Source organism: Prauserella isguenensis (assembly GCF_014191605.1).
In the GTDB taxonomy this organism is placed as follows: Bacteria; Actinomycetota; Actinomycetes; order Mycobacteriales; family Pseudonocardiaceae; genus Prauserella; species Prauserella isguenensis.
Window position 1 is genome coordinate 390,644 of the sequence record NZ_JACHWU010000001.1, and the last position, 24,604, is coordinate 415,247.

The window sequence follows — 24,604 nt, forward strand, 5'->3', positions numbered from 1 at the left end:
GCCGACGAGACGAAGGAACCGTGATGACGGCTACCCAGGAACCAGTCCCGACGCAGACCGAGCGCAGCGTGCCGAAACCGGTGTTCACCGACGCCGAGGCGGGCGCACGCGAGTTCCCTGATTCGAACCTGCGACGGTTCAACTACTTCATCCCGCGTAAGCGCAAGCAGAGCCACTACGAGGACGTCACCGTCGAGGTGCAGCCCGATCCGCGGCACTACCTGTCGCAGGGCTGGCTGTACGGCTTCGCCGACGGCAAGGGCGGCTATCCGCTCGAGTGGACCGTGCTCAAGGCGTGGGGCAGCGACCGTCCGGAACCGAAACGCTACCCGGGTTCCGGCGGCCAGGGCTACGAGTGGCCCGCCCACGGCTGGCACGAGTTCCGCGATCCCAACGAGGAGTGGGAACAGAGCATCTACCGCAACAACTCCAACGTGGTGCGCCAACTCAACCAGAACGTCGACGCCGCGAGGCAGAGCAAGGCGTTCGACCAGTGGAACCCGAACTGGGTGCAGTTCGTGGCCCAGCACGTCGGTGCGTGGATGCACGTCGACCACGGGCTCGGGCTGTACCTGTTCGCCAACGCCAACCGCAGGGGCCCGACCAACATGCACAACACGGCGATCTCCGTGAACAGCATGCACCGGATCCGCTCGGCGCAGGACCTGGCGCTGTACAACCTGACGCTGTCCGAGGAGATCGACGAGTTCGACGGTGAGGCCCACCTGCGTACCTGGCAGGAGGACCCGGCGTGGCAGGGCGTGCGCAGTGTGGCCGAGCAGCTGACATCCACATGGGACTGGGCCGAGGCCGTGTTCGCCGCCAACGTGGTGTTCGAGCCGCTGCTCGGTGAGCTGTTCCGCAGCAACCTCGTCCAGCAGGCCGCGCCGGGCAACGGCGACTTCGTCACCCCGACGCTCATCGGCGCCGCCGAGTACGACTACGCGGAACGCGACCTGCGCTACACCAAGGCTCTGTTCCAGCCGCTGGTGACCGACAAGGAGTTCGCCGAGCACAACACGCGGGCGATGCAGGCGTGGCTGGAGGCGTGGGTGCCGCGGTGCCTGGCGGCCGCGCGCACGCTGCAGCCCCTGTGGTCGCAGCCGGACGCGAAACCACCGCGATTCGAGGACGCACTCGACCGAGCCAAGAGCCGGTTCGGCGGAATCCTGGCCGACCTCGGCCTGCGCAACCCGAAGGAGCTGAACCAGTGACCACCACGAGCACCGGCACGCCGACGCGCGATTTCGAGTCGAACAACACCGCTTCGGGCATGTGCGGCTACACGCTGATGAACAACCAGGTGGGCGAGGTCATCGCGGAGGTGATGCGTGGCAAGGACAACGTCACCGTCACTCCGTTGCCCTCGATGATCCGCATCGACGCCGAGGGCCGCGTCGACGTCGTCTACTCCGAGATCGACGAAGCCGCGGGCGAGGAGGACGGCTGGTTCGACCAGGCCGAGTTCGAGGAGAGCATGTCGACCCATTACGGGCGCATGATCCACCTCGACGACCGGACGATCCTGTTCGCCAATCCCGAGGACGCCGCCGAGTACCTGGACTTCGACCTCCGACCGGTGCGGTAACGCCGGCGGGAGAACCGGAGGCGTCGGGCCCGACAGGCACGGCGGCTCGGCTGCCGGGCCCGGCGCCTCCACCACCGCGACACAGCAAGGGAGCAGTGCCCATGTACACCAAGGACGGCGAGAGCTACTTCATCGTCGACAGCCACGTGCATCTCTGGGACGGCAGCCCGGAGAACCAGGCGAACCGGTACGGCAAGGGTTTCATCGAGTGCTTCTACGACTATCACCGCAACCTCTCCCCCGAGGGGTGGGTGTGGCCGTTGGAGAAGTTCGAGAAGTACGGCGAAGCCACCCTGATGAAGGATCTGTTCGAGGACGGCTACGTCGACAAGGCGATCTTCCAGCCGACGTACCTGACGGACTTCTTCACCAACGGGTTCAACACGACCGAGCAGGACGGTTTCCTGGCCGAGCGGCATCCGGACAAGTTCATCGTCAACGGCGCGTGGGATCCGCGTGACGGCGAGGCGGGCCTGGCCGCGCTGGAACGGCTCGCGCAGCGGTGGAACCTGCGCGGCGTGAAGCTGTACACGGCCGAGTGGAAGGGCGATTCGAAGGGCTGGAAGCTCACCGACGACTGGTCCTACCGGTACCTGGAGAAGTGCCAGGAACTGGGGATCCGCAACATCCACGTCCACAAGGGACCGACGATCTACCCGCTCAACCGCGACGCGTTCGACGTCGCCGACGTGGACGACGTCGCCACCGCTTTCCCCGAGTTGAACTTCATCATCGAGCACGTCGGCCTGCCGCGGCTCGAGGACTTCTGCTGGATCGCCACCCAGGAGCCGAACGTCTACGGCGGACTCGCCGTCGCGATGCCGTTCATCCACTCGCGGCCGCGGTACTTCGCCCAGATCATCATGGAACTGCTGTACTGGCTGGACGAGAACCGCATCACGTTCGCGAGCGACTACGCCATCTGGCACCCGAAGTGGCTGATCGAGCAGTTCGTCGACTTCCAGGTGCCCGAGGACATGCAGGGCGAGTACGGCACCCTCACTCCGGACGTCAAGCGCAAGATCCTCGGCGTGAACGCGGCGAAGCTCTACGAGATCGAGGTGCCGCGGGAGGCCACGGTTCCCGACGAGGTCGCCGACAGCACCGAGGCGGTCGGCTCGGCTCCGGCGGTGCCGGCATGACGGCGACGACGACGAGCCTGGCCGAACGCGCGGGGGAGGCACTCGCGACGGTCGACGACCCCGAGCTCGGCAGGCCGATCACCGAGCTCGGGTTCGTGCTGGCGGCGACGGTGCTGTCCACGCCCGCGGGAACGGGCGTGGACGTGCGGCTGCGCCTGCCGACGTACTTCTGCGCGCCGAATTTCGCCTACCTCATGGTCGCCGACGCCTACGACGCGCTCGTGGCGGTGCGCGGGCTCGACTGGGCCGAGGTGAGACTCACCGACCACTTCGCGGCCGAGGAGATCAACGCGGGCGTGGCAGCGCGCGACGGGTTCGCTGACGCGTTCGAGGGTCAGGCCGTCGGCGAGCTCGACGAGCTGCGGCGCACGTTCCGCCGCAAAGCGCACCTGGCGTGCCTGGAACGCACGTGCCGCAAGCTGCTCGACGACGGCTGGCGGATCGACGCGCTCGCCCGCGCCACGCTCGGCGAGGTCCCCGCGTCGGCCGAACGCGACAGCCTCACGCGGAGACGCCGGGAACTGGGTCTTCCCGCATCGGCAGACACCCCACTGTTCGTCGACGAATCGGGCGCTCCGATTCCCGAGGAGCAGGTCGAGCAGCGATTGCGGTTCGCGAAGACCGTGCGGGTGAGCATCGACGGCAACACGGGCTGGTGCCGCGGACTGCTGCGGACGCGGTACGGCGACGACGCGACGGCCCAGGAGGGCAGGGCGGCCCAGGAGGGCAGGGCGGCCCCGGAGGGCAGATCGGCCCCGGAGAGCACGGCACAGCCGGCGGCGGCAGCGAACCCCGGCGGTGCGGAAACCCCGCGCAGCGCAGAGAAACGGGAGGTGTCATGAAAGCCGTACGACTGCACGAGTACCACCGGCAACCGACGATCGAACAGGTGCCGGATCCGGAGATCGCGGGCCCGTTCGACGTGATCGTGAAGATCGGCGGGGCGGGCGTGTGCCGCACCGATCTGCACATCATCGAGGAGCAGTGGCGGGACAAGTCCGGGGTCACGCTGCCTTACACGATCGGCCACGAGAACGCGGGGTGGGTTCATGCCGTGGGCAGTGCGGTGTCCAATGTGGCGCCGGGCGACACGGTGATCCTGCACCCCACGCCGACATGCGGGCTGTGCCGGGCGTGCCGCGCGGGCGATGACATGCACTGCGCCGACAACGCCTTCCCCGGAATCGACAGTGACGGCGGGATGGCGGAGTACCTGAAGACGTCGGCGCGAGCGTGCATCAAGCTCGACCCGTCGACGCGGCCGGAGGACGTCGCGGCGCTCGCGGACGCCGGTATCACGGCGTATCACGCGGTGCGCAAGGCCGCGGCGTCGCTGCCTCCAGGAACGACGTGTGTCGTCAACGGCGCAGGCGGCCTCGGGCACGTCGGCATCCAGTCGCTGGCCGCACTCACGGCGACGCGGATCGTCGTGGTCGACCGCAAGTCCGAGGCGTTGAAACTGGCCGAACAACTCGGCGCGCACGAGACGGTGCAGGCCGACGGGTCGCACGTCGATGCGGTCCTGGACCTGACCGGCGGGCAGGGCGCGGAGGTCGTGCTCGACTTCGTCGCCGAACAGGGCGCCCAGCAGGACGCGTTCGCGATGACCCGGCGCGGCGGTTCGCACTTCGTCATCGGCTACGGCAGCAACATCGACATCCCGACGATCGACATCATCTCCACCGAGCGCAACGTCATCGGCAACCTGGTGGGCACCTACAACGACCTCGTCGAGCTCATGGTGCTCGCCGAGGCGGGCCAGGTCACCCTCCACACCAAGCAGTACCCGCTCGATGCCGCACTCGACGCCCTGGCCGACCTGGACGCGGGTGTGGTCAGCGGCCGAGCGATTCTCGTTCCCTGACTCGAGCGCGCGCAACGAGGCGCGCGGAACAGGAGTTGACCCCATGGCCAAGGACCTTCGCTTTGGCTCGGACGCCCGCGACCAGCTCCGGATCGGCGTCGACAAGCTCGCCGAAGCCGTGAAATCGACATTGGGCCCGAAGGGCCGCAACGTGATCATCGAGAAGTTGACCGGTTCGCCCGACGTCACCAACGACGGCGTGACGATCGCGCGGGACATCCACCTGCACGACCCGTTCGAGAACATGGGTGCCCAGCTGGTCAAGGAAGCCGCGATCAAGACGAACGACATCGTCGGTGACGGAACCACGACAGCGACGGTGCTGGCGCAGGCGATCATCCACGAGGGCATGGACGCCATCGCCAAGGGCGGCAATCCGGTCCTGGTCAAACGCGGTATCGACGTCGCCGTCGGCAGGCTGGTGGAGCACCTGCAGGCCGTCGCGCATCCGTTGGCCACGGAGGACGACTTCGCGCGGGTGGCGACGATCTCGGCGAACAACGACGAGGCCGTCGGTTCCGTGATCGCCAAGGCGCTGCACACGGTCGGCGACGGCGGCATCGTGACGGTCGAGGAGTCGCCGCAGATCGGCATGGCCGTCGACTTCGTCGAGGGCTTCGAGTTCGACAACGGCTACCTCTCGCCCTACCTGGTCACCGACCCGGGCAGACTCGAGGCCGTCGTCGAGGACCCGTACATCCTGCTCTGTGCCGAGAAGATCACCAAGGTGCAGGAGCTGATGCCGCTGCTCGACAAGATCATGCGCGCGCCGCGGCCGCTCGTCGTGATCGCCGAGAACGTCGAGGGCACAGCGCTGTCGATGCTGGTGCACAACCACACCAACGGCACGTTCCAGTCCGTGGCCGTGCGTGCGCCGGGATTCGGCGACCGGCGGCTGCACAAGCTCGAGGACATCGCCGCCGTGACGGGCGGGGCGGTGCTGTCGCGCCAGTCCGGGTTCACGCTGGAGAACCTGACGCTCGACCAGCTGGGCCGGGCCCGCACGGTCCGTGTCGACGAGCACAGCACGACGATCGTCGACGGCGGCGGGTCGGAGGACGACGTCGCGTTCCGCGTAGGTCAGCTGCGCGCTGAACTGGAACGGGCACAGTACGGCTTCGACGAGGACGTGCTGCAGGAACGGATCGGCGCGCTCACCGGCAAGGTGGCCGTCATCCGGGTCGGCGCCGCGACCCCGGCCGAGCTCAAGGAACTGCAGCACCGGGTCGAGGACGCGCTGTCCGCCACCCGCGCGGCGATGGCCGAGGGCATCGTCGCCGGCGGCGGCGCGGCGTTCCTGCACGCCGAACAGGTGCTCGACGGGCACGGACTCGACGGTGACTACGGTATCGGCGCCGACATCGTGCGGCGTGCGCTGAGCGAACCCGCCCGCCTCATCGCGGGCAACGCGGGATACCCGGGCGACGACATCGTCTCCTACAGTCGCGGTCTCGGCAGGGACGAAGGATTCGACGCGCTCGGCAACCGCTACGGCAACATGATCGAGTTGGGCATCCTCGACCCGCTGCGCGTCGCGCGGTCGGCGTTGCAGAACGGCGCCTCGGTCGCCGGGCTGTTGCTGACGACGAACTCGCTCATCGCCGAGGAGCAGACACCGTGGGGCGGCTCTCCAGCGTTGATGAGCGAGATCGGCGAGCTCGACGAAGGGCTGCGACAGCCGTCGCCCGATCCGAGTACCCCGCAGTCGCTGGGCATGGGCCCGTCCGTGGGCTGAAGCGCGCACACCCACCGGGGAAGAGCCGGCCGGGCCGGTTTCGGCCGACACCGGTCGACCTGGCCGTGGACCGGCGAGTCGCGGCGTCTCGGTCCACGGCCAGGGCCTCGTCAGGACGGTGCGGCCGGCCGGCCTCCGCCCTGGTTTTCGCAGGCGGGCGGCCGGGTATTCCTCGATACTCGCCCGCTCGGGAGTGGCGAGAACACGCCGGCTCCGACGAGCCGGCAGGGAACCCGTCGCCGTCGGGGGCGACGGGTTCCTCCCTAACCGCCCTCATCTCGGTGAGACGGGGGCGGTGCGGGCCACGGCCGCAGACCGGCGCGGGCTGCGCCCTCCGGCCGGCCTGAGCCCGGTGGCTACTTCACCGCCATCTCGCCCAGTTCCGACCAGTCCTCCTGGTCGACCGTCGTGTTGATCACCCGCGGAGTCTCGGCGAGGTACGGCGGCAGCGTCTGTTGCGCGGCCTTGAAGTGCTCGGAGTTGACGTGGGCGGCACCGGCGTCGCCGTCACGGAACGCCTCCACGAGCACGTACTCGTTCGGGTTCTCGAGGCTGCGCGACCAGTCGAACCACAGGCAGCCGGGTTCCCTGCGCGTGGCGTGGGTGAAGGCCTTCGAGATCTCGGGCCAACGGTCGGCGTGCTCGGGTTTGACCCGGAACTTCGCGGTGATGAAGATCATCGATTCGTCTCCTCGTCGTCGTGTGTGCCCGGTGCCCAGGCTCAGGGTGTGAGGATGGCGCGGCCGCGGATGCGGCCCGCTTCCAGATCGTCGATGGCGTCCTGGAAGCGTTCCAACCGGTACTTACTGGTGTGCAGCCGCACCTTGCCCTGTGCGGCCAACACCATCAACTCGCAGAGGTCGTTGTAGGAGCCCACCAGGTTGCCGATGAAGTTGATCTCGGCCGAGATGATGTCGATCGTCGGGATGTCGATGTTCTCGCCATATCCCACCACGTGATAGTCGCCTGCGCGACGCAGCATGCGCACACCCTCGGCGGTCGCGCCGCCCTCACCGACGAAGTCGACCACGACCTCCGCACCGTTGCCGCCGGTCAGCTCCAGCACCTGCGCCACGTGTGTGCCGTCGGCGACCACACCCTGGTCGGCCCCGATCGACACCGCAAGCTGCACGGCGTCGGCGTTGCGGTCGACGACGATGAGCTCCGCGGCGGTGAGTGCCTTGAGCACCTGGATGCCGATGTGGCCCAGGCCGCCCGCACCGATGACGACGCACCGGTCACCGGGGCGCAACGTCCGGGCCGCCTTGGCCGCCGCGTGATAGGCCGTCAGCCCGGCGTCGGCAAGCGCCGCCACATCGGCGGGCTCCAGCGAGTCGTCGATCTTGACGACGCTGCGCGCCGACGTCTTGAGGTACTCGGCGTAACCACCGTGGGTGTCGATCCCGGGGAACAGGCTCTGCTGGCAATGCACGTCGTCACCCGACCGGCAAGCCCGGCACAGGCCGCACGTCACCAACGGGTGCACGATGACCTTGTCGCCCTCGGCCACGTTGGTGACCGCGCTGCCCACGGCGTGGACCCAGCCCGCGTTCTCGTGACCGATCGTGTAAGGCAGCGTGACCCCGGACTTCTCCGCCCACTGGCCTTCGAGGATGTGGATGTCCGTGCGGCACACACCGGCGCCGCCGATCTTCACCACGACGTCGTAGGGCCCGGCCGGCTCCGGCATCGGGATCTCGGTCGGCTGCAGCTTCTCGTGGTAGCCGACTACTTGAATCGCTTTCATGACACCTTTTCCTGGAAAGCTCGGGGCGACTGGTCGGCCGCCGAATCGGGGTAGCGGGTACGCAGCAGGCCACGGCAGAAGTGTGCGTTGCCGTCCATCGACACACGCAGTGAACGCGCGACCCGCAGCCTCCACGGCACCTCGTCCCGCGGCGAGGGCTCTCCGTCCGCGCCGACCAGCGCGGGCCGATCGTCGCCGGTGGGGAGCCCGAGCGTGCGACGGTGCCGCAGCAGCGCGCGAGTGGCGTCGTCGTCGGGAAGGTCGCCCAGCGTGACGTCGTGCAGACCTTCCTCCGGCAGGTCGGGATGTGCACGCAGATACCGTGTGAGCACCCGCTCCATCGCCGCCGTGTGCGCCTTGCGCCGGAACGTCAGCCGCAGCTCGTCGAGGTCCTGGTCGGCCTCGTCTCCGAACGTGCCGCGATAACCGGCGTCGGCCGCCAGACCACGGTTGATGATCTCCGAATCGTGGTGGTCGTCGAGTCGCACCGTGACGGGCATGCCCAGCGGTAGCAACGCGTCCTTCGCGTCCGACGCCATGAGGTAGGCGAAGTTGGGCGCGCAGAACGACGTCGGCAGCCGCAAGTGCACCACCAGCTCACCGTCGGTGACGTCCGCCGAACGGACGAACCCGAGGTCGGTGATCGGCTCGTCGAGTTCGGGATCGACGACGGTGCCGAGCGCCTCGCGTGCCCGCTCCAGGACGTCCGCGTCCGGAGTACCGTCCGTGGCCTCCGTGCCGGTCTGCTCGTTCGCCGCGGCACGCATCACGCCACCGCCACGGCGTCGGCCCTGTCCGCCGTGTCGTCGGCGGGCAGTCGGCATTCGGCAGGAACGTCGATGTCGTACATCTTCGCCGCGTTGAGACCGAGGATCTTCTTCTTCTGCGCCGTGGTCAGCGGCGCGTACTCGGTCATGTCCTCCGGGATCCGGAAGTCGACGAACCGCTCGACGAGCCACTTCGGCGTCCAGATCGCGTAGTCGCTGGAGAACTGGATGCGGTCCTCGTCCAGCCAGTACAGCAGCTCACCGATGATCTGGGCGAAGTACCGCGGCCGCGAGTGGATGAACGGCATCGCCACGGCCAGGCCCGCGTGCACGTTCGGCTCCTGCGTGGCGATCCAGCAGAAGTCCTCGAGCCGCGGCAGGCCGCAGTGCTCGACGACGAAGTTCAGGTCGGTGAAGTCCGTGGCCACCTTGTCGATGTCGGCCACGTCGAAGGCGTCGCGGTCCAACGGGCGGATCGTCGGGCCCTTGTGGATGTGAATGTTGCGGATGCCCAGCTCCTGACACGCCTCCAGGTAGCGATAGGACCACGGGTCGTCGAGCTTGTAACCGCGCGAATCACCCTGCCACTCGGCGGTGTAGAGCTTGGCGCCCTTCAACCCGAACCGTTCGGCGTCGCGTTTGAGCTGATCCAGTCCCGCCTGCTCGAACCGCGGATCCCAGCAGTGGTTGTAGGTCAGCTTGTCCGGGTACCGCTGCGCGAGCGCGAACGCCTCCTCCGTCTGACCGAACCCGTTGTTGTAGAACGCGCTCAGCAGTGCGGGCTGGAAGATCGCGTGATCCACGTAGCCGTCGGTGAACAGGTCACGCATCAACCTCTCGCCGCCCTGATACAGGTACTCCTCGTACGGCCAGACCTCGGATTCCGGGCTGAGGTTGCGGTGGTAGTCGTAGAAGCAGTCGATGAACTGCTTTCCGTGGATGTTGCGCTGGTTCTCGGGACGGGCGTCCCAGAGTGCGACGTGCGCATCGAGAATGAAGTACTTCTCGCCGTCCTTGGTGTACATGGGTCTCCTCCCGTACGTGGCGCCGGTGGCACGTGGTGCGGGAACGCTACGAGCGCCAGGAGTCGCCGGGGACCCCATGCGTGTCTCACTTTGAGACACCTGGGCCGCTGAGTTTCGAGACACGCTGTGGTTGTCTGACCCAGGAAGGCGCAATGACGCGCTCGGGAGGCTCGACATGCAACGCGACGACTTCTCGCTCCCCGCGAACCCACCGGGCGGCGCTCCACGACTGCGCGCGTCCTGGCGCCGCAGCGAACGCTACGGCCTGGCCGCCGACGACATCCGGCCCGTGTTCACCGGCTCGGTCGACACCGAATCGCTGCTGTACGAATGCGGGCGCGAGGTACTGCGCGGCCTGCAGAAGACGCTGGCGAACGAGCCGGTCAGCATGATGATCACCGACCCGGACGGGCTGGTGCTGAGCCGACTGTCGGAGGACGCGACGATCAACCGCTCGCTGGATCGCGTGCACCTGGCCCCGGGGTTCTACTTCGCCGAACGCAATGCCGGGACGAACGGCCTCGGTCTCGCGCTGGCCGACCGCGCGCCGTCGCTGGTCCGTGCCGATGAGCACTACTGCACCGGTCTGCGCGGTTACACGTGCGCGGCCGCACCCGTGGTCGATCCGTCGGGTGACGTCGCAGGCAGCGTCAACCTCACGACCTGGTCGGATTCGGCCCCCGAACTGTTGATGGCGCTGGCCCAGTCGGCGGCGGCCAACACGTCGGCGCTGATGCTGGCCAGGGGTGCGGGCAGGTTCGCTCCGCCCACGCCGCACGGCGAGGTGTTCCGTGTCTACGCCGACCGCTCACGCGCGCCGGAGGAGGCGCTGCCGACCACCGGTTGGCGCGGCGCGTTCGCCGAGGCACGCACCGCGTTCCGGCGCGGACTGGCCGTCGCCGTGGTCGGCGAGCCGGGTACGGGCAAGACGGCCCTCGCCTCGCTGGCCCGCCGCGAACTGCGGCGGGAGCGTGTCCTCAGCGCGAGGCCGCCCGCACCCGAGGACGTCGAGTCGTGGTTCGAGCTGTGGGTCCCCGAACTCGGCAAGGACAGCACCTGCGTGATCGTCTCCGGGGTGGACAGTATGCCCGCATGGGCGACGACGGAGCTGGCGCACCTGTTCACCAGGGTGCGAGCCACCCGCGACATGCAGCCCTACGTGGTCACGGCCTCGTCGGCCGACACGCTGCCGGACGAGCTCCGCGAGCTGATCGACGTCGTCGTCGACGTACCGGCCCTGCGGTTCCGTCCGGACGACATCATGCCGCTGGCCAAACACTTCGCCCACCAGGCTCGGGGCCGGGACATCGACTTCACCCCGGCGGCCGCCCGTGCACTGACGGCGTTCGACTGGCCGGGCAACGTCCGTGGCCTCCGTCGGGTCGTCCGAGAGGCGGCCGCCAGGACGGATCGGATCGACCTCCACCACCTCGCACCCGAGGTCTTCACCGGCCCCGGCCGGCCGCTGACCAGGCTGCAGTCGGTGGAACGGGACGAGATCGTCCGCTGCCTGACCGAACCGGGCACGACCGTGAGCGAAGCGGCGGAGCAGTTGGGGCTCGGCAGGGCGACGATCTACCGCAAGATCCGCCAGTACCGCATCACGGTCCCCGACCGCACCCCCTGAGTCCAGGGCTCCCGCGGGACCACGAAAACTGGCACGAGACCCGTTCGCCGGTATGTCCACAGTGGACTCTTCGGCGAACGGGTCTCGCGGGTCGGAGTGAGCCGGAGTGGGCCGGTGCGGAACCTGCCGGTCCGGTGACGGATTCGCCGGTCAGCCGAGCTCGGCCAGTTCCTCGTCGGTGAGTAGCCGCGAGCGGATCAGGAACCGCACTCCGTCCGGGGCCTCGAGCGAGAATCCGCTGCCGCGCCCCTCGACCACGTCGATGGTCAGGTGCGTGTGCTGCCAGTACTCGAACTGCGCCCGCGACATCCACACCGGAACGGGGTCGTGCATCCCGGCGACGTCGAGGTCGCCGAGGTGCACGTCCGCTGCGCCGGTGCGGAACTCACCGGCCGGATAGCACATGGGAGCGCTACCGTCGCAACAGCCGCCGGACTGGTGGAACATCAACGGTCCGTGCTCCGCGGCCAGTCGTCGCAGCAGATCCGCCGCGGCGTCGGTGAGATCCACTCTGCTCATGGTCGTCAGAAGAAACCCTGCGCATCGGGCGAGTACGACACCAGCAGGTTCTTCGTCTGCTGGTAGTGGTCGAGCATCATCCGGTGGTTCTCCCGGCCGATACCAGACTGCTTGTACCCGCCGAACGCCGCGTGCGCGGGGTAGGCGTGGTAGCAGTTCGTCCACACTCGACCGGCCTCGATGTCGCGGCCCGCACGGAACGCGGTGTTGCCGTCCCGCGACCACACGCCGGCACCGAGGCCGTAGAGCGTGTCGTTGGCGGTCTTGATGGCGTCGTCGTAGTCGTCGAACGTCGCCACCGACACGACCGGCCCGAAGATCTCCTCCTGGAAGACACGCATCTTGTTGTCGCCCGCGAACACGGTCGGCTTGACGTAGTAACCGCCGGAAAGCTCGCCGCCCAGGTCGGCCTTCTCGCCACCGGTGAGGACCTTCGCGCCCTCCTGCTTGCCGATGTCGATGTAGGACAGGATCTTCTCGAACTGGTCGTTCGAGGCCTGCGCACCGATCATGGTGTCGGTGTCGAGCGGGTTGCCCTGCTGGATCTTCTCGACGCGCGCGACGCCGTCGCTGATGAACCTGTCGTAGATCGACGCCTGCACCAGGGCACGCGACGGGCACGTGCACACCTCGCCCTGGTTGAGGGCGAACATCGCGAAGCCCTCCTGCGCCTTGTTGTAGAAGGCGTCGTCGGCGGCGGCGACGTCGGAGAAGAAGATGTTCGGGCTCTTGCCGCCCAGCTCGAGCGTCACGGGAATGATGTTCTCGCTGGCGTACTGCATGATCAGCCTGCCGGTGGTGGTCTCACCGGTGAAGGCGACCTTCCGGATGCCCGGGTGCTGAGCCAGCGGCTTGCCCGCCTCGGCGCCGAAGCCGTTGACGATGTTCAGCACACCCGCGGGCAGCAGGTCGGCGATCAGCGACAGCAGCACGTGGATCGAGGCCGGGGTCTGCTCGGCGGGCTTGAGCACCACGCAGTTGCCCGCGGCCAGCGCGGGAGCGACCTTCCACGTCGCCATGAGAATCGGGAAGTTCCACGGGATGATCTGGCCGACCACACCGAGCGGCTCGTGGAAGTGGTACGCCACGGTGTCGGCGTCGATCTGCGAGATCGAGCCCTCCTGCGCACGGATCGAACCGGCGAAGTAGCGGAAGTGGTCGATGGCCAGCGGAATGTCGGCGCCCAGCGTCTCGCGGACGGGCTTGCCGTTCTCCCAGCTCTCGGCCACGGCGATGGCCTCGAGATTGGCCTCCATGCGGTCCGCGATCCGGTTGAGCAGTACGGCACGCTCGGCGGGCGACGTGCGGCCCCACGCGTCGGCGGCACCGGTGGCCGCGGCCACGGCACGGTCGATGTCCTCGGACGTGCCACGCGCGATCTCGGTGAACACCTTGCCGGTGACCGGCGTCGGATTCTCGAAGTACTGACCCTTGGCCGGAGGCACGTACTCACCGCCGATGAAGTGGTCGTACCGCGGTTCGAACGCGACGACGCTGCCTGGCTGCCCCGGTGCGGCGTAAGTAGTCATCCGAAAAGAGCCTCTCTGCTCGATGTCACTGCCTGATCGCCGAACGTAGGAACCGCGACGTTGCAGGCGCGTTGCAACACCGCGTCGCGATGTCGCGGCGCGCCGTGACGGGTCACGAGGGGTCACCTCGTGCCACTTCCTTGCTCTCGGGAGCGCGACCGGGGCATGCTCGAACGAACAGCACCGCCCGTCACCGTCGCCGCCGCGGAGTGTCCATGAGATCCCAACCCGCCCCGAACGCCCTGCACAGCGTGTCGGACCCGTTCGCTCAGCAGCGTGTGCTGAAGCAGATCCGCGACGCCGCGCTCAGTGACGAGGAGCTCGGCGGGAAGAACGGTGGGGCGGCACCGCGGACCGTCATCTCCGAGTCCTGGCGCCGGTCGCTGGCCACCGGCGTCGATCCGGACGACTACCTCCCCCCGGTGGTGTACGACGACGACGAACTCGACGACGTACGCACCTCCCACCCGTTGCACGCCGTACTGCCACCGCTGCGGGAACTGCTGGTGAGCATCGCCGACGAGGCGCAGCACATCACGATCCTCACCGACGCCGACGGCACGATCCTATGGCGGGAGGGCCCGTCCGGGCTGTGCCGGCTGGCGGACCCGGTCGGCCTGCACGAGGGCACGCGGTGGGCGGAATCGGCGATCGGCACGAACGCGATGGGCACCGCGCTGGCGACGGACGCACCGGTGCAGATCTATTCGGCCGAGCACCTCGTGCGCACCTACCACTCGTGGACATGTGCCGCCGCCCCGATACACGACCCCGACACCGGCCGGGTACTCGGCGCCATCGACATCAGCGGCAGGCTCGACACGCTGCATCCGGCGATGGTGTCGCTGGTCAACGCCACCGCGCAGGTCGCGGAGAACCACCTACGGCTGCGGATGCAGGACTCCGACGAACGCCTGCGCAGGAGGAACCTGCCTCGCCTGGAACGGCTCGGCGGAGAACCGGGAGCACTGCTCACCACGTCCGGCAGGGTGATCGCCGCGAGCCCGCTCGGCACGTTCCCCCACCGGGTCGCCGTCGAACCCGGCACGGACCGGGTCGACCTCGACGGTCGCGAAGCACTGCTCGAACCGCTGTCCGGTGGGTATCTCCTCCGCATGCCGCGGAAGGAAGGCAAGACGATCCCCGCACGCCCCGCCAGACCGACGCTGCAGCTGTCGTTCCTCGGCACCGCCCCCGAGGCGCAGCTGGACGGGCGAAGCGTGCCGTTGACACTGCGCAGGGCGGAGATCCTCGCCCTGCTGGCACTGCATCCCGACGGGCTGACCGCGGACCAGCTGGCACTGCACCTCTACGGCGACGCCGGCAACCCCACGACGGTGCGCGCCGAGGTGCACCGCCTGCGCAGCGAACTCGGGGATGCGCTCCTCGCGAAGCCGTACCGCTTGGCCGCCGACGTGGACGCCGACTTCCTGCGCGTGCGCGACGCCCTCGCGACCGGCGACCTCACGACCGCGGCCTCGATCGCCACCGCACCGCTGCTGGCCCGCTCGGAGTCGCCGACGATTCGCGCGGAGCGGGAGCAGCGGACCGTCGCCCTGCGCACCGCCGTGCTCGACAGCGGCGATCCCGAGGCCCTCTGGGCGCTGTCCGAGGGCGAACCGGGCCGCGACGACATCGAGGTGTTCGAGCACCTGACGCGGGTCCTTCGGGCGGGTGACCCGCGTCGCCCGGTCGCGGATGCACGACTGGCCTGGCTGCTCGACAGCGACGACGATGGCTGACGAGACCTGTGGCGGCCCGTGAGGACGCCGTGGGACGGCGTCCGCGGTCGAAGGCCGGGTGGCCGGGACCGCACCGCCGTTCCACAACCGTAGATCGCGCACGAGGCCCGGGCGCCTGCAACGTCGGTGCAACGCCCCTGCGCATAGGTTCGACACCCGATACCGGCTTCAACGCAGAAGGCAGGTGATGGCGGTGACACTTCCCGACCAGGTGGAACTCGATCCGGGCAGCGACTACCCGCTCGCGGCACACCGACCGGAGCTGCTCCGCACTCCGACGGGCAAACCGATCGACGAGCTGACCATGCAGGCGGTGCTCTCCGGCGACGTCGCCGCCGAGGACCTGCGCATCTCGCCCGACACGCTGCGGTTGCAGGCGCAGGTCGCCGAACGGGTGGGCCGCACGCAGCTGGCACGCAACTTCCGCCGCGCCGCCGAGCTGACCGCGCTACCGGACGATCTCGTGCTGTCCATCTACAACTCGCTGCGGCCGAACGCCTCGACGAAACAGCAGCTCACCGACATCGCCGACCGGCTCGAAGGCGAGTACTCCGCGACGTTGTGCGCCGAACTGGTGCGCGAAGCCGCCGACGTCTACGAGCGCCGGGACATCCTGGCCTGACGCCACCGCACACCGGTGCCGTCCCTTGGAGCGGTTCACGCACGGTGCTTCCGACCCAGGCCTTCCGGCACAGCTCCTGCGGCACCGGACCTTTCCGACACACGACACTTCCCGGGCACGACGTTCCTCGAACATCGGGGCACGTTCGGGAGACGGCACTTTCCGAACCGACACCGCCCGATCCGACACCGCCCGGCGCGACTCGGCCTCCGCCCGCACCGGCCTTCCGATCAACTCCATCCTCCGCACGCGACAGGGAGATCCGACGATGACTGCGGAACCACTTCCGGTATCGACTCCGGCATCCAAACGCACCGAGGCGCTCGAGGAACGGCCGGTCAACCTCGACGGGTTCGTCGAGGAGTGGCCCGAGGTCGGCATGGTGGCGATGGACAGCCCGTACGACCCGACACCGAGCGTGCGGGTGGCCGACGGCGTCATCGTGGAGATGGACGGCAAGCCGCGCGCCGAGTTCGACTTCCTCGACCAGTTCATCGCCGACCACGCGATCGACGTGTCGGTGACCGAACACGCCATGGCACTCGAACCGGTCGAGGTGGCGCGCATGCTCGTCGACCCGACGGTGACACGCTCGGAGGTCGTCGAGGTCGCTGGCGGCCTGACCCCCGCCGCCCTGCTCGAGGTTGTCAAGACGATGAACGTCGTCGAGATGATGCAGGCGCTGCAGAAGATGCGCGCCCGGCGCACACCTGCCAACCAGGCGCACTCCACGAGCGCACGCGACAACCCGGTGCAGGTCGCTGCTGAGGCGGCCGAGGCGTCGCTGCGCGGGTTCCGGGAGCTGGAGACGACTCTGGGCGTGGTGCGCTACGCGCCGCTCGTGGCGATCGCACTGCAGGTCGGGGCCCTCGCGGGTACTCCGGGCGCGCTGACCCAGTGCGCGCTCGAGGAGGCCACCGAGCTGGAACTCGGCATGCGCGGCATCACCGCCTACGCCGAGACGATCTCCGTCTACGGCACGGAGCCGGTGTTCTGCGACGGCGACGACACTCCGTGGTCGAAGGCCTTCCTGGCCTCGGCCTACGCCTCGCGCGGCATCAAGATGCGATTCACCTCCGGCACCGGTTCCGAGGTGCAGATGGGTAACGCCGAGGGCCGCTCGATGCTGTACCTGGAGATCCGCTGCATCCTCGTCGCGAAGGGGGCCGGCGTGCAGGGGCTGCAGAACGGGTCGATCAGCTGCATCGGCGTTCCGGGCGCCGTTCCCGCGGGCATCCGCGCGGTGCTCGCGGAGAACCTGCTCGCCAGCACCGCCGACCTCGAATGCGCGTCCGGCAACGACCAGTCGTTCTCGCACTCCGACATGCGCCGCACCGCGCGCCTGCTGCCGCAGCTGCTGTCGGGCACCGACTTCGTGTGCTCCGGGTACTCGGCCGTGCCCAACTACGACAACATGTTCGCCGGGTCCAACCTGGACTCGACGGACTACGACGACTGGAACACCATTCAGCGGGACCTGCAGGTCGACGGCGCGCTGCGGCACGTTCCCGAGGAAGAGCTGCTGGCGGCGCGCAGCAGGGCGGCCCGCGCGTTGCAGGCGGTGTTCGCCCAGCTCGGGCTGCCGACGATCACCGACAAGGAGGTCGAGGCGGCCACCTACGCGCACGGCAGTCAGGACCTGCCGATGCGGGACGTGCTGGAGGACCTCAAGGCCGCGCAGTCGGTCATGGACCGCGGGATCACCGGACTCGACGTGATCAAGGCGCTCGAGGCGGCCGGGTACAGCGACATGGCGCACACGCTGCTGTCGGTGCTGCGGCACCGAGTGTCGGGCGACCTGCTGCACACGTCGGCGATCCTCACGCCCGAGCTGGAGACCCTGTCCGCAGTCAACGACGCCAACGACTACGCGGGTCCCGGCAGCGGCTACCGCCCCGCGGGCGAACGCTGGCGCGAGATGAAACGCCTTCGCCACGTCGTCAGCGCCAGTAATCCCGAAGAGGAAATCGGCTGAAAGGACACCTCCTGCCATGACCAGTATGGAAGCGCGACCCGAACGGGTGCTCGACGCGGTCGAACGGGGCGAGGCCGCGGTGGGGATCCGTCCGGACGAGGTGGTCATCGGTATCTCGCCCGCGTTCGGGGACTCCTTCACCAAGACGATCGTGGAGATCCCGCACGCCGAGGTGCTGCGGGAGCTTCTCGCGGGCGTCGAGGAACAGGGCGTGCACGCGCGGGTGATCCGCTACCGCAGCGGTTCGGATCTCGCGGTGATCGCCCACGCGGCGGCGCGGTTGTCCGGCTCGGGCATCGGTGTCGGCCTACTGTCCCGCGGTACGACGATGATCCACCAGAAGGACCTCGTCCGGCTGTCCAATCTGGAGCTTTTTCCGCAGGCGCCGTTGCTCGACCCGGAAACGTTCCGCAAGGTCGGCCGCAATGCCGCGCGCTACGCCAAGGGTGAGTCGCCCGAGCCCGTCCCCGCACGCAACGACTACATGGCCCGGCCGCGCTGGCAGGCCAAGGCGGCGTTACTGCACATCAAGGAGACGGAGTTCGTGACGGCGGGCGCCGCACCGGTCGAGCTCGACGTCCGGATCCGGCTGGCCGACGCCGGTTGACGCCGTGACTCTGCTGGTCGGCGTCGACATCGGCAACTCCACCACCGAGGCGTGCCTGGCCGAGCTCGGCCCCGACGGTCCTCGCTACCTGGGCGGGGCGCTCGCGCCGACGTCCGGGGTGAAGGGCACGGCGGAGAACGTGCCGGGCGTGGTCAAGGTGGTGCAGGAGGCGCTGTCCGCAGTGGGGCGCGCCCCACACGAGCTGGCGACGGTGTTGGTCAACGAGGCCACACCGGTCATCAGCGGGTTGGCGATGGAGACGATCACCGAGACCGTCATCACCGAGTCGACGATGATCGGGCACAACCCGGACACGCCCGCCGGCGCGGGGCTCGGCACGGGCACCACGGTGGCGTTCGGCGAGCTCGACGAGTGCGGGCCGGGCGAGCGGGTGATCTGCGTGGTCGGTGCGGGCGTGGACTTCGAGGACGCCGCCGCCGGCATCGCTGCCGCGCGTGATCGCGGCGTCGAGGTGACCGGTGCAGTGGTGCACGCCGACGACGCGAACCTCGTCGTCAACCGGCTGCCGCAGCCGATCCCGGTGGTCGACGAGGTGACGCTGATCGAGAAGGTGCCGCTGGGCATGCCCGCGGCCGTCGAAGTGGCCGAACCGGGCAGGACCGTGCGCACGCTGTCCAACTCGTACGGCATCGCGACGCTGTTCGACCTCGATCCCGACCAGACCCGTCTCGTCGCTCCGGTGGCCAGGGCGCTGGTGGGCAACCGGTCTGCCGTCGTGGTGCGCACGCCGTCCGGGGACATCGCCGACCGCCGCATCCCCGCGGGCACGCTGACGCTCATCGGCGAGCACGCCCGGCTGTCGGTGGGTATCGACGCGGGTGCCGAGGAGATCATGGCCACCCTGCGTCGGGTGACCCCGCTGGCCGACGCGACCGGCGAACCGGGCACTCACGTGGGCGGGATGCTGGCCACGGTGCGCGACGCCATGGCGGAAACACTGTCGGACACGGCCGATGAGCCGGACGTGCGTATCCAGGACGTGCTGGCGGTCGACACGTTCGTCCCGCAGCACGTCACCGGCGCGCTCGCGGGTGAGTTCGCGCTCGAGAACGCGGTGGCACTCGCCGCGATGGTGCGCACGAGCAGAGCTCCGATGGAGGCGCTCGCCGAACAGCTGCGGTCGGCGCTCGGCGTGGACGTCGTCGTGGGCGGGGTCGAGGCGGACATGGCCGTGCTGGGTGCGCTGACCACTCCGGGCACCGAGCGGCCGTTGGCGGTGCTCGATCTCGGCGGGGGCTCGACCGACGCCGCGCTGGCCACCGGCGACGGCGAGGTTCGTTCGGTCCACCTGGCGGGCGCGGGCGACCTGGTGACGAAGCTGATCGACTCCGAGCTCGGCCTCGACAATCGCGAGGTCGCCGAGGACATCAAGAAGAACCCGCTCGCGAAGGCGGAGAGCTTCTTCCACGTGCGCATGGAGGACGGGACGGCGCGCTTTTTCGACGAACCGCTGCCCGCGGAGGCGTTCGCGCGCGTGGTCGTGCTCGGCGAGGAGGGCATGCGGCCCGTCCCGACGCGGCACTCGCTGGAGAAGGTCCGTCAGGTGCGCAGGTCGGCCAAACACAAGGTGTTCGTCGTGAACGCCCTGCGTGCCCTGGAACGGGTCGCGCCGGGCGGTAACCTGCGCGAGATCGGTTTCGTCGTGGTGCTCGGCGGGTCGGCGTTGGACTTCGAGATCCCGGACATGATCGCCGAGGCTGTCGCGGGTGCCGGGATCGTGTGCGGCACGGGCAACGTGCGTGGCCGCGAGGGCCCGCGCAACGCCGTCGCGACCGGCCTGGTGGACGCCCACGCGGGGCGCGCCCTATGAGCGGAATCGTCGACCGCCGTGGGCAGCGGGACCGCCACTCACCGCCGACCGTCGTCGCCCGGTGCGTCGGTGACCACGGCGTCCGTGAGCTGCTGGCGGGGCTCGAGGAAGAGGGCGTCCCCGTGCGACTCGCCGACCCGGCCGATGCGAGTGCCGACGCGGGCGGCGCGACGTGTGGCGACGGGGCGAGTGCCACGGCCGTCGAACTGGCGCACGCCGCAGCCCGCGCATCCACGCTGGACGTCGGCGTCGGCATCGACTCCGAAGGCCGGGTCTGCGTACACCACGCGAAACGCCCCGCCGACCGGCCGGTGGTCACCACGGACGCCGCCCGTGCCCGATGGTGCGGGCACAACGCCGCCCGACTCGTCATCGGACTGCCGTTGAAGGAACCACCCGAACAGATGGAGGAAACGTGGCCGCATCACTGACACTCGCGGACGCCAAGGCCGTGCTCGAGGCCGCACTGGCCAAGGCCGAGGAGATCGCTCAGCCGATGAACGTCGCCGTCGTGGACGCCGGGGCGCACCTGGTGACGTTCGCCAGACAGGACGGCGCGATCCTGGCGAGCATCGACATCGCGACCCGCAAGGCCCGCACGTCGGCGCTACTGAGAATGACGACCGCACAGCTCGGGGAGGCAGCACAGCCCGGCGCTCCGCTGTACGGGGTCGAGACGACCAACGGTGGTCTCGTGGTCTTCGGCGGCGGTATCCCGTTGGAACGCGACGGCGAGGTCATCGGTGCGATCGGCGTGAGCGCGGGCAGCGTCGAACAGGACACCGAGGTCGCCGAGGCAGGTGTCGCGGCCCTGCCCTGACGCGTGCGGAACAGCGCCCCGGGGCGTGGCCGTGCTCCACACCTGCGGCTCCACAGCCGCGACTCCACCGCTGCGGCCTTCGCGCGGCCCGGGGCGTGGCCGTCCGACCGTCACGTGGCCCTGATCGAGGAGCTCCTGGGCGCATGTCCGCAGTCCGGCTAGCGTGCGGTCACATGACACGCGAACCTCTCGACGACGAGAAGCTGGCCGCAACGCTCGTCCACGGGCCGACACCGACGAGCGTGGAGATCGTCGACTACGACCCGGAGTGGCCCAGGCGGTTCGCGCGCAGGGCCGCCGAGCTGCGCGAGCTCCTGGGCGAGCGGGCGCGGCTCATCGAGCACATCGGGTCGACGTCTGTTCCCGGGCTTGCGGCCAAACCGGTGGTGGACATCGTGGTCGGGATCGACGACCCGGACGACGAACCCGCCTACCTGCGCCGCCGACGCGCCACGTGGCTCCGACCCGAGGCCCGCCGCCGGCAGGCTCAGCCGTCTGCCGCGCCGGCGCCGCCCGTGTGGGTCGGACTGCTGGTCAGGTAGGTGGCGGCCATGTCCTTGTCGCCGTGGTCGGCGACGCCCTCGCCGAAGCGGTGCCGGATGGTCCGCAGCATCGGCAGGTCGAGGCCCGCATCCTCGGCAGCGTCGTCGATGAGGCGGGTGTCCTTGGCCGCAAGTGCGAGCGTCATCGACGGCTCGAAGTCGCGGGAGATCATCATCGCTCCCTTGGCCTGCAGGTAGGGCAGGTCGAGCGGTCCGTCCGCGACGGCATCGAGGAACTGCTGCGGGTCGACGTCGAGGCCTTCGGCCAGCGCGACCGTCTCGGCGGTCGCCTCGACGATCGACATCACCCACGCGTTGGCGACCAGCTTGAGCCTGCTGCCCGCGCCGGCCTCGCCGACCCAGATCGTCTTCTTCGCGACCGCGTCGAACACCGCCTCGGCGCGCTCGCGGACGTCGTCGGGGCCGGAGGCGAGCACGACGAGGTCGCCGCTTTCGGCGGGCGCCCTGGTCCCGAGCACGGGAGCGTCGACGAACGTCACACCGTGCCCGTCGGCCAGCTCGGCGAGCCGCTGCGTCCCGTCGAGGCCGACCGTGCTGGTCTGCAGCCACACGGCCCCTTCGGCCAGGGAGTCCAGTTCGCCGCCCAGGGATTCGATGATCGCACCGGTGTCGGCGAGCATCGTCACGACCACGTCGGCACCGGTCACGGCGCCCGCCACGTCGTCGGCCACCACCACATCGTCGTCGGCCAGCGGCTGCGCCTTCTCTCGCGAACGGTTCCACGCGCGTACCGCGAAGCCCGCCTGCGCGAGGTTGCGCGCCATCGGCAGGCCCATCAGTCCACCTGCGCCGAGGAAGGCCACGGTCGCGGCGCCACCCTCGGCGTCGGTGGCGCCGGTCTTCTTCGTGTCGGCCACGGGCTCGTCCTTCCACCTGCGACGACGCCGCGGAACGGTCGCCGCCGCTGTTCGTACTGCTGCCCTCCATGGTCGACGATCGGCGCCGTACGCGCCTGCTGGAACAACCGATCGGTTGACCTCGACTATGGTCCAAGTTCTACGGTCGGTGCATGGCACTCACTTTCGGCTCGACCGAATTGGACTACCTGAGCTCCCAGCGCATCGGCAGGCTCGCGACCGTCGACGCCCACAGCGCACCGCAGAACAACCCGGTGGGCTACTGGATCGACCGGAACACGCACAGGATCGACATCGGCGGCTACAACCTCGGGCGGTCCCGCAAGTTCCGGAACGTCCGGAGTAATCCGCACGTCTGCCTGGTGGTGGACGACCTCGCTTCGGTGGACCCGTGGCGAGTGCGCGGCGTGGAGATACGCGGTACGGCCGAAGCGCTCGAGGACACCGAACCGCCGACCGGCGGGATGAGCCCCGAGGTCATCCGCATCACTCCACTGTGGATCGGAAGCTGGGGACTCACCGACGACAGCTTCGCGATGCACGTGCGCCGCGCCACCGACCCGGCCGCCTGATCCCGGCGCGGCCGCGCGTCTCCGCGGTCAGGACTCGGCGAGCACCGCCAGTCGGTCCACGGAGGCCTGCAACTCGGCGCTCGTCGTGGCCTGCGCCCGCGCGAACCGGTTCTCGTCGGTCAGCCGCGACCAGTCGTAGGTGTGGGTGACGACGGTGGACGTCGCGTCGACGGGTTCGAGCTCCCACCGCCACAGGTGGCCGGGCGGAGTGTCGCCGGGGTCCGACGGCAACCACGCGATCAGCCGCCCCTCGACGAACTCGACGACCCGGTTCTCCCGGATGCCGCCGTTGGTGAGCGTCATGATGAACACCTCGCCCACCTCGCGCACCCGCTGACCGGCGGGTGCTTCGGCGAGGTTGTCGTTGCCGTCCCAACGAGGCTGGAGCGACGGGTCGGCGATGAGGTCGAAGATCCGTTCGGCGTCGGCCGCGATCGTCCGCCGGGCGGTGACGACATACGTACTGGGCGTGGTCATGCCCACGATTGTGCCGCCCGTCGCTCGCCGGGGCGAGAGCCCGACCGGCCCGACGGGTGTCAGCAGGCCAACGCGGCGACCTCGTCGGCACATCCCCAGGACACGGTGACGCCGACACCGCCATGGCCGTAGCAGTGGATCACCGGAGGCGCCGTGCGCCCGTCGACCCGTTCGACCCGTATCTCGGGCCTCGCGGGTCGCAGCCCGACCCGCACGCCCAGCACCTCGGCGTCGGCCAGCGCCGGCACGAGTTCGCGGCACCGGAGGAGAATGTCGCCGGTGGTGGCTGCGTCCGGTTCGAGATCCGCCCGACCGGGCTCCTCCGTTCCGCCGCACACGACGTGGTCACCGTGGGGCAGGACGTAACTGAAGTCGTCCTCGTCGACCACCCACTCGGTCAGCCCCGGGTCGGCGACGTGCACGACCTGCCCTCGCGCCGCGACCATCGACGTGTCGCCCGCGAGCTCCACGGCGCCCAGCCCGGCGGCGTTCACCACGAGGTCGGCGTGGTCGACGTCGCCGAGGTCGCGCACCCGCCGGCGCTCGGTGCGCACCCCGGCGCGTGCCGCGGCGGCCGCCAACCACTGCAGATACCTGCCCGTGTCGACGAGCGGTGTCGTGAACTCCAGGGCGTCGGTCCACGGAGCGCCGAGGTCGGTACGCCGGGCCATGCCGCCCACGGCTTCGGCCCACTCGGGCACCGGGCGTTCGGCGCGGCGCAGCAACCTGCCGGGCACGAACCGCACCCCCGTTCCCGGCACGTCGGCCAGCCGGCGGAACTCCTCCACGGTCGTGGCCGTCCACCGGGCGCAGCGGTCCACGGGCTCGGCGTGGCGGGGGTAGATCAGCCCGCCCGCAACGACCGACGTCGTGTCTCCGGGCTCGCGATCGGTCACGACGGTCACGTCCCGGCCGCGTTCGGCCAGCCGCACGGCGCAGCTCAACCCGACGACGCCGGCGCCGACGACCACCACCCGTTCGCCCATGCACCCCTC

At 69.5% G+C, this 24,604-nt stretch carries 25 protein-coding genes; 16 read left to right on the forward strand and 9 right to left on the reverse strand.

Annotated features, from left to right (window positions below; translation table 11 throughout):
- Positions 1–23 precede the first annotated feature (23 nt).
- The 6 genes from FHS23_RS01835 (at position 24) to groL (ending at position 6,329) form a co-directional block, all read left to right on the forward strand.
- Positions 24–1,214 carry a ferritin family protein gene (locus FHS23_RS01835; protein WP_183646684.1) on the forward strand — a complete coding sequence of 397 codons (1,191 nt, stop codon included), beginning with the start codon at positions 24–26 and terminating at the stop codon, positions 1,212–1,214.
- Complete coding sequence (gene mimD, locus FHS23_RS01840) at positions 1,211–1,588, forward strand: propane 2-monooxygenase effector subunit MimD (RefSeq protein WP_425501066.1); 378 nt, start codon at positions 1,211–1,213, stop codon at positions 1,586–1,588. Before FHS23_RS01835 ends, mimD begins: the two co-directional genes overlap by 4 nt.
- 101 nt (positions 1,589–1,689) lie before the next feature.
- On the forward strand, positions 1,690–2,730 hold the full coding sequence (locus FHS23_RS01845; protein ID WP_183646687.1) for an amidohydrolase family protein: 1,041 nt from the start codon (positions 1,690–1,692) through the stop codon (positions 2,728–2,730).
- Entirely contained in the window at positions 2,727–3,572 is an 846-nt protein-coding gene (locus FHS23_RS01850; protein WP_183646704.1) for an iron-sulfur cluster assembly protein, read from the forward strand. The genes FHS23_RS01845 and FHS23_RS01850 overlap by 4 nt, the downstream gene beginning before the upstream one ends.
- Positions 3,569–4,594 carry an NAD(P)-dependent alcohol dehydrogenase gene (locus tag FHS23_RS01855; RefSeq protein WP_183646707.1) on the forward strand — a complete coding sequence of 342 codons (1,026 nt, stop codon included), beginning with the start codon at positions 3,569–3,571 and terminating at the stop codon, positions 4,592–4,594. Before FHS23_RS01850 ends, FHS23_RS01855 begins: the two co-directional genes overlap by 4 nt.
- A 43-nt stretch (positions 4,595–4,637) precedes the next feature.
- Entirely contained in the window at positions 4,638–6,329 is a 1,692-nt protein-coding gene (gene groL, locus FHS23_RS01860; protein ID WP_183646710.1) for a chaperonin GroEL, read from the forward strand.
- 356 nt (positions 6,330–6,685) lie between these two features.
- On the opposite strand, the gene FHS23_RS01865 is transcribed toward groL, so the two are convergent.
- The 4 genes from FHS23_RS01865 to FHS23_RS01880 are packed head-to-tail and all read right to left on the reverse strand — an operon-like array spanning position 6,686 to position 9,868.
- Positions 6,686–7,009 (reverse strand): putative quinol monooxygenase, encoded by a 324-nt coding sequence (locus FHS23_RS01865; RefSeq protein WP_183646713.1) that lies wholly within the window; start codon positions 7,007–7,009, stop codon positions 6,686–6,688.
- A gap of 41 nt (positions 7,010–7,050) precedes the next feature.
- Positions 7,051–8,076 carry an NAD(P)-dependent alcohol dehydrogenase gene (locus FHS23_RS01870; RefSeq protein WP_183646716.1) on the reverse strand — a complete coding sequence of 342 codons (1,026 nt, stop codon included), beginning with the start codon at positions 8,074–8,076 and terminating at the stop codon, positions 7,051–7,053.
- Positions 8,073–8,843 (reverse strand): iron-sulfur cluster assembly protein, encoded by a 771-nt coding sequence (locus FHS23_RS01875; protein WP_183646719.1) that lies wholly within the window; start codon positions 8,841–8,843, stop codon positions 8,073–8,075. The genes FHS23_RS01870 and FHS23_RS01875 overlap by 4 nt, the downstream gene beginning before the upstream one ends.
- The gene (locus FHS23_RS01880) at positions 8,843–9,868 is read right to left on the reverse strand and encodes an amidohydrolase family protein (protein WP_183646722.1); all 1,026 of its coding nucleotides are present in this window, start codon (positions 9,866–9,868) and stop codon (positions 8,843–8,845) included. Before FHS23_RS01880 ends, FHS23_RS01875 begins: the two co-directional genes overlap by 1 nt.
- 175 nt (positions 9,869–10,043) lie before the next feature.
- Here FHS23_RS01880 and FHS23_RS01885 point away from each other — a divergent pair, with 175 nt between their 5' ends.
- Positions 10,044–11,495, forward strand: coding sequence for a sigma-54-dependent Fis family transcriptional regulator (locus FHS23_RS01885; RefSeq protein ID WP_183646725.1), 1,452 nt, complete (start codon positions 10,044–10,046; stop codon positions 11,493–11,495).
- A gap of 150 nt (positions 11,496–11,645) precedes the next feature.
- Here FHS23_RS01885 and FHS23_RS01890 read toward each other — a convergent pair whose 3' ends face one another.
- Entirely contained in the window at positions 11,646–12,014 is a 369-nt protein-coding gene (locus FHS23_RS01890; RefSeq protein WP_183646728.1) for a DUF779 domain-containing protein, read from the reverse strand.
- Between the two features lie 5 nt (positions 12,015–12,019).
- Positions 12,020–13,543 carry an acetaldehyde dehydrogenase ExaC gene (exaC, locus tag FHS23_RS01895; protein ID WP_183646731.1) on the reverse strand — a complete coding sequence of 508 codons (1,524 nt, stop codon included), beginning with the start codon at positions 13,541–13,543 and terminating at the stop codon, positions 12,020–12,022.
- A 215-nt stretch (positions 13,544–13,758) separates the two neighbouring features.
- Here exaC and FHS23_RS01900 point away from each other — a divergent pair, with 215 nt between their 5' ends.
- From FHS23_RS01900 to FHS23_RS01935, 8 genes are all read left to right on the forward strand, one after another.
- A complete protein-coding gene (locus FHS23_RS01900; protein WP_183646734.1) occupies positions 13,759–15,285 on the forward strand; it encodes a helix-turn-helix domain-containing protein in 1,527 nt (508 codons plus the stop codon).
- Positions 15,286–15,478: 193 nt separating this feature from the next.
- Positions 15,479–15,907 carry a diol dehydratase small subunit gene (locus tag FHS23_RS01905; RefSeq protein WP_343053573.1) on the forward strand — a complete coding sequence of 143 codons (429 nt, stop codon included), beginning with the start codon at positions 15,479–15,481 and terminating at the stop codon, positions 15,905–15,907.
- A 268-nt stretch (positions 15,908–16,175) separates the two neighbouring features.
- Complete coding sequence (locus FHS23_RS01910; RefSeq protein WP_183646740.1) at positions 16,176–17,882, forward strand: propanediol/glycerol family dehydratase large subunit; 1,707 nt, start codon at positions 16,176–16,178, stop codon at positions 17,880–17,882.
- Positions 17,883–17,898: 16 nt separating this feature from the next.
- Positions 17,899–18,489 carry a propanediol/glycerol family dehydratase medium subunit gene (locus tag FHS23_RS01915; protein ID WP_246381268.1) on the forward strand — a complete coding sequence of 197 codons (591 nt, stop codon included), beginning with the start codon at positions 17,899–17,901 and terminating at the stop codon, positions 18,487–18,489.
- Between the two features lie 4 nt (positions 18,490–18,493).
- A complete protein-coding gene (locus FHS23_RS01920; protein WP_183646743.1) occupies positions 18,494–20,320 on the forward strand; it encodes a diol dehydratase reactivase subunit alpha in 1,827 nt (608 codons plus the stop codon).
- Positions 20,317–20,751, forward strand: a complete 435-nt coding sequence (locus tag FHS23_RS01925; RefSeq protein ID WP_183646746.1) for a glycerol dehydratase reactivase beta/small subunit family protein — start codon at positions 20,317–20,319, stop codon at positions 20,749–20,751. Before FHS23_RS01920 ends, FHS23_RS01925 begins: the two co-directional genes overlap by 4 nt.
- Positions 20,736–21,140 carry a GlcG/HbpS family heme-binding protein gene (locus FHS23_RS01930; RefSeq protein WP_343053574.1) on the forward strand — a complete coding sequence of 135 codons (405 nt, stop codon included), beginning with the start codon at positions 20,736–20,738 and terminating at the stop codon, positions 21,138–21,140. Before FHS23_RS01925 ends, FHS23_RS01930 begins: the two co-directional genes overlap by 16 nt.
- A 173-nt stretch (positions 21,141–21,313) precedes the next feature.
- The gene (locus FHS23_RS01935) at positions 21,314–21,682 is read left to right on the forward strand and encodes a GrpB family protein (RefSeq protein ID WP_183646753.1); all 369 of its coding nucleotides are present in this window, start codon (positions 21,314–21,316) and stop codon (positions 21,680–21,682) included.
- Here the strand turns inward: FHS23_RS01935 and FHS23_RS01940 are convergent.
- The gene (locus FHS23_RS01940) at positions 21,628–22,560 is read right to left on the reverse strand and encodes an NAD(P)-dependent oxidoreductase (protein WP_343053576.1); all 933 of its coding nucleotides are present in this window, start codon (positions 22,558–22,560) and stop codon (positions 21,628–21,630) included. The genes FHS23_RS01935 and FHS23_RS01940 overlap by 55 nt on opposite strands.
- Positions 22,561–22,712: 152 nt before the next feature.
- Between FHS23_RS01940 and FHS23_RS01945 the strand changes: the two genes are divergently transcribed.
- Positions 22,713–23,132, forward strand: a complete 420-nt coding sequence (locus FHS23_RS01945) for a PPOX class F420-dependent oxidoreductase (protein ID WP_183646756.1) — start codon at positions 22,713–22,715, stop codon at positions 23,130–23,132.
- Positions 23,133–23,159: 27 nt separating this feature from the next.
- Here the strand turns inward: FHS23_RS01945 and FHS23_RS01950 are convergent, their stop codons facing one another.
- Together FHS23_RS01950 and FHS23_RS01955 are read right to left on the reverse strand one after the other, a co-directional pair.
- Positions 23,160–23,609: an SRPBCC family protein gene (locus FHS23_RS01950; protein ID WP_183646759.1), complete on the reverse strand. Its 450-nt coding sequence runs from the start codon at positions 23,607–23,609 to the stop codon at positions 23,160–23,162.
- 59 nt (positions 23,610–23,668) lie between these two features.
- The gene (locus FHS23_RS01955) at positions 23,669–24,595 is read right to left on the reverse strand and encodes an NAD(P)/FAD-dependent oxidoreductase (protein WP_183646762.1); all 927 of its coding nucleotides are present in this window, start codon (positions 24,593–24,595) and stop codon (positions 23,669–23,671) included.
- Between the last annotated feature and the right edge of the window lie 9 nt (positions 24,596–24,604).

Excerpts from the sequence above, each read along its gene's own strand:
- FHS23_RS01870 (WP_183646716.1), bottom strand. The coding sequence starts at position 8,076 with ATGAAAGCGATTCAAGTAGTCGGCTACCACGAGAAGCTGCAGCCGACC.
- FHS23_RS01915 (WP_246381268.1), top strand. The coding sequence starts at position 17,899 with ATGACCAGTATGGAAGCGCGACCCGAACGGGTGCTCGACGCGGTCGAA.
- FHS23_RS01925 (WP_183646746.1), top strand. The coding sequence starts at position 20,317 with ATGAGCGGAATCGTCGACCGCCGTGGGCAGCGGGACCGCCACTCACCG.
- FHS23_RS01890 (WP_183646728.1), bottom strand. The coding sequence starts at position 12,014 with ATGAGCAGAGTGGATCTCACCGACGCCGCGGCGGATCTGCTGCGACGA.
- FHS23_RS01935 (WP_183646753.1), top strand. The coding sequence starts at position 21,314 with ATGACACGCGAACCTCTCGACGACGAGAAGCTGGCCGCAACGCTCGTC.
- FHS23_RS01865 (WP_183646713.1), bottom strand. The coding sequence starts at position 7,009 with ATGATCTTCATCACCGCGAAGTTCCGGGTCAAACCCGAGCACGCCGAC.
- exaC (WP_183646731.1), bottom strand. The coding sequence starts at position 13,543 with ATGACTACTTACGCCGCACCGGGGCAGCCAGGCAGCGTCGTCGCGTTC.
- FHS23_RS01880 (WP_183646722.1), bottom strand. The coding sequence starts at position 9,868 with ATGTACACCAAGGACGGCGAGAAGTACTTCATTCTCGATGCGCACGTC.
- FHS23_RS01845 (WP_183646687.1), top strand. The coding sequence starts at position 1,690 with ATGTACACCAAGGACGGCGAGAGCTACTTCATCGTCGACAGCCACGTG.
- FHS23_RS01875 (WP_183646719.1), bottom strand. The coding sequence starts at position 8,843 with ATGCGTGCCGCGGCGAACGAGCAGACCGGCACGGAGGCCACGGACGGT.
- FHS23_RS01900 (WP_183646734.1), top strand. The coding sequence starts at position 13,759 with ATGAGATCCCAACCCGCCCCGAACGCCCTGCACAGCGTGTCGGACCCG.
- groL (WP_183646710.1), top strand. The coding sequence starts at position 4,638 with ATGGCCAAGGACCTTCGCTTTGGCTCGGACGCCCGCGACCAGCTCCGG.
- FHS23_RS01945 (WP_183646756.1), top strand. The coding sequence starts at position 22,713 with ATGGCACTCACTTTCGGCTCGACCGAATTGGACTACCTGAGCTCCCAG.
- FHS23_RS01950 (WP_183646759.1), bottom strand. The coding sequence starts at position 23,609 with ATGACCACGCCCAGTACGTATGTCGTCACCGCCCGGCGGACGATCGCG.
- FHS23_RS01835 (WP_183646684.1), top strand. The coding sequence starts at position 24 with ATGACGGCTACCCAGGAACCAGTCCCGACGCAGACCGAGCGCAGCGTG.
- FHS23_RS01855 (WP_183646707.1), top strand. The coding sequence starts at position 3,569 with ATGAAAGCCGTACGACTGCACGAGTACCACCGGCAACCGACGATCGAA.
- FHS23_RS01850 (WP_183646704.1), top strand. The coding sequence starts at position 2,727 with ATGACGGCGACGACGACGAGCCTGGCCGAACGCGCGGGGGAGGCACTC.
- FHS23_RS01885 (WP_183646725.1), top strand. The coding sequence starts at position 10,044 with ATGCAACGCGACGACTTCTCGCTCCCCGCGAACCCACCGGGCGGCGCT.
- FHS23_RS01955 (WP_183646762.1), bottom strand. The coding sequence starts at position 24,595 with ATGGGCGAACGGGTGGTGGTCGTCGGCGCCGGCGTCGTCGGGTTGAGC.
- FHS23_RS01910 (WP_183646740.1), top strand. The coding sequence starts at position 16,176 with ATGACTGCGGAACCACTTCCGGTATCGACTCCGGCATCCAAACGCACC.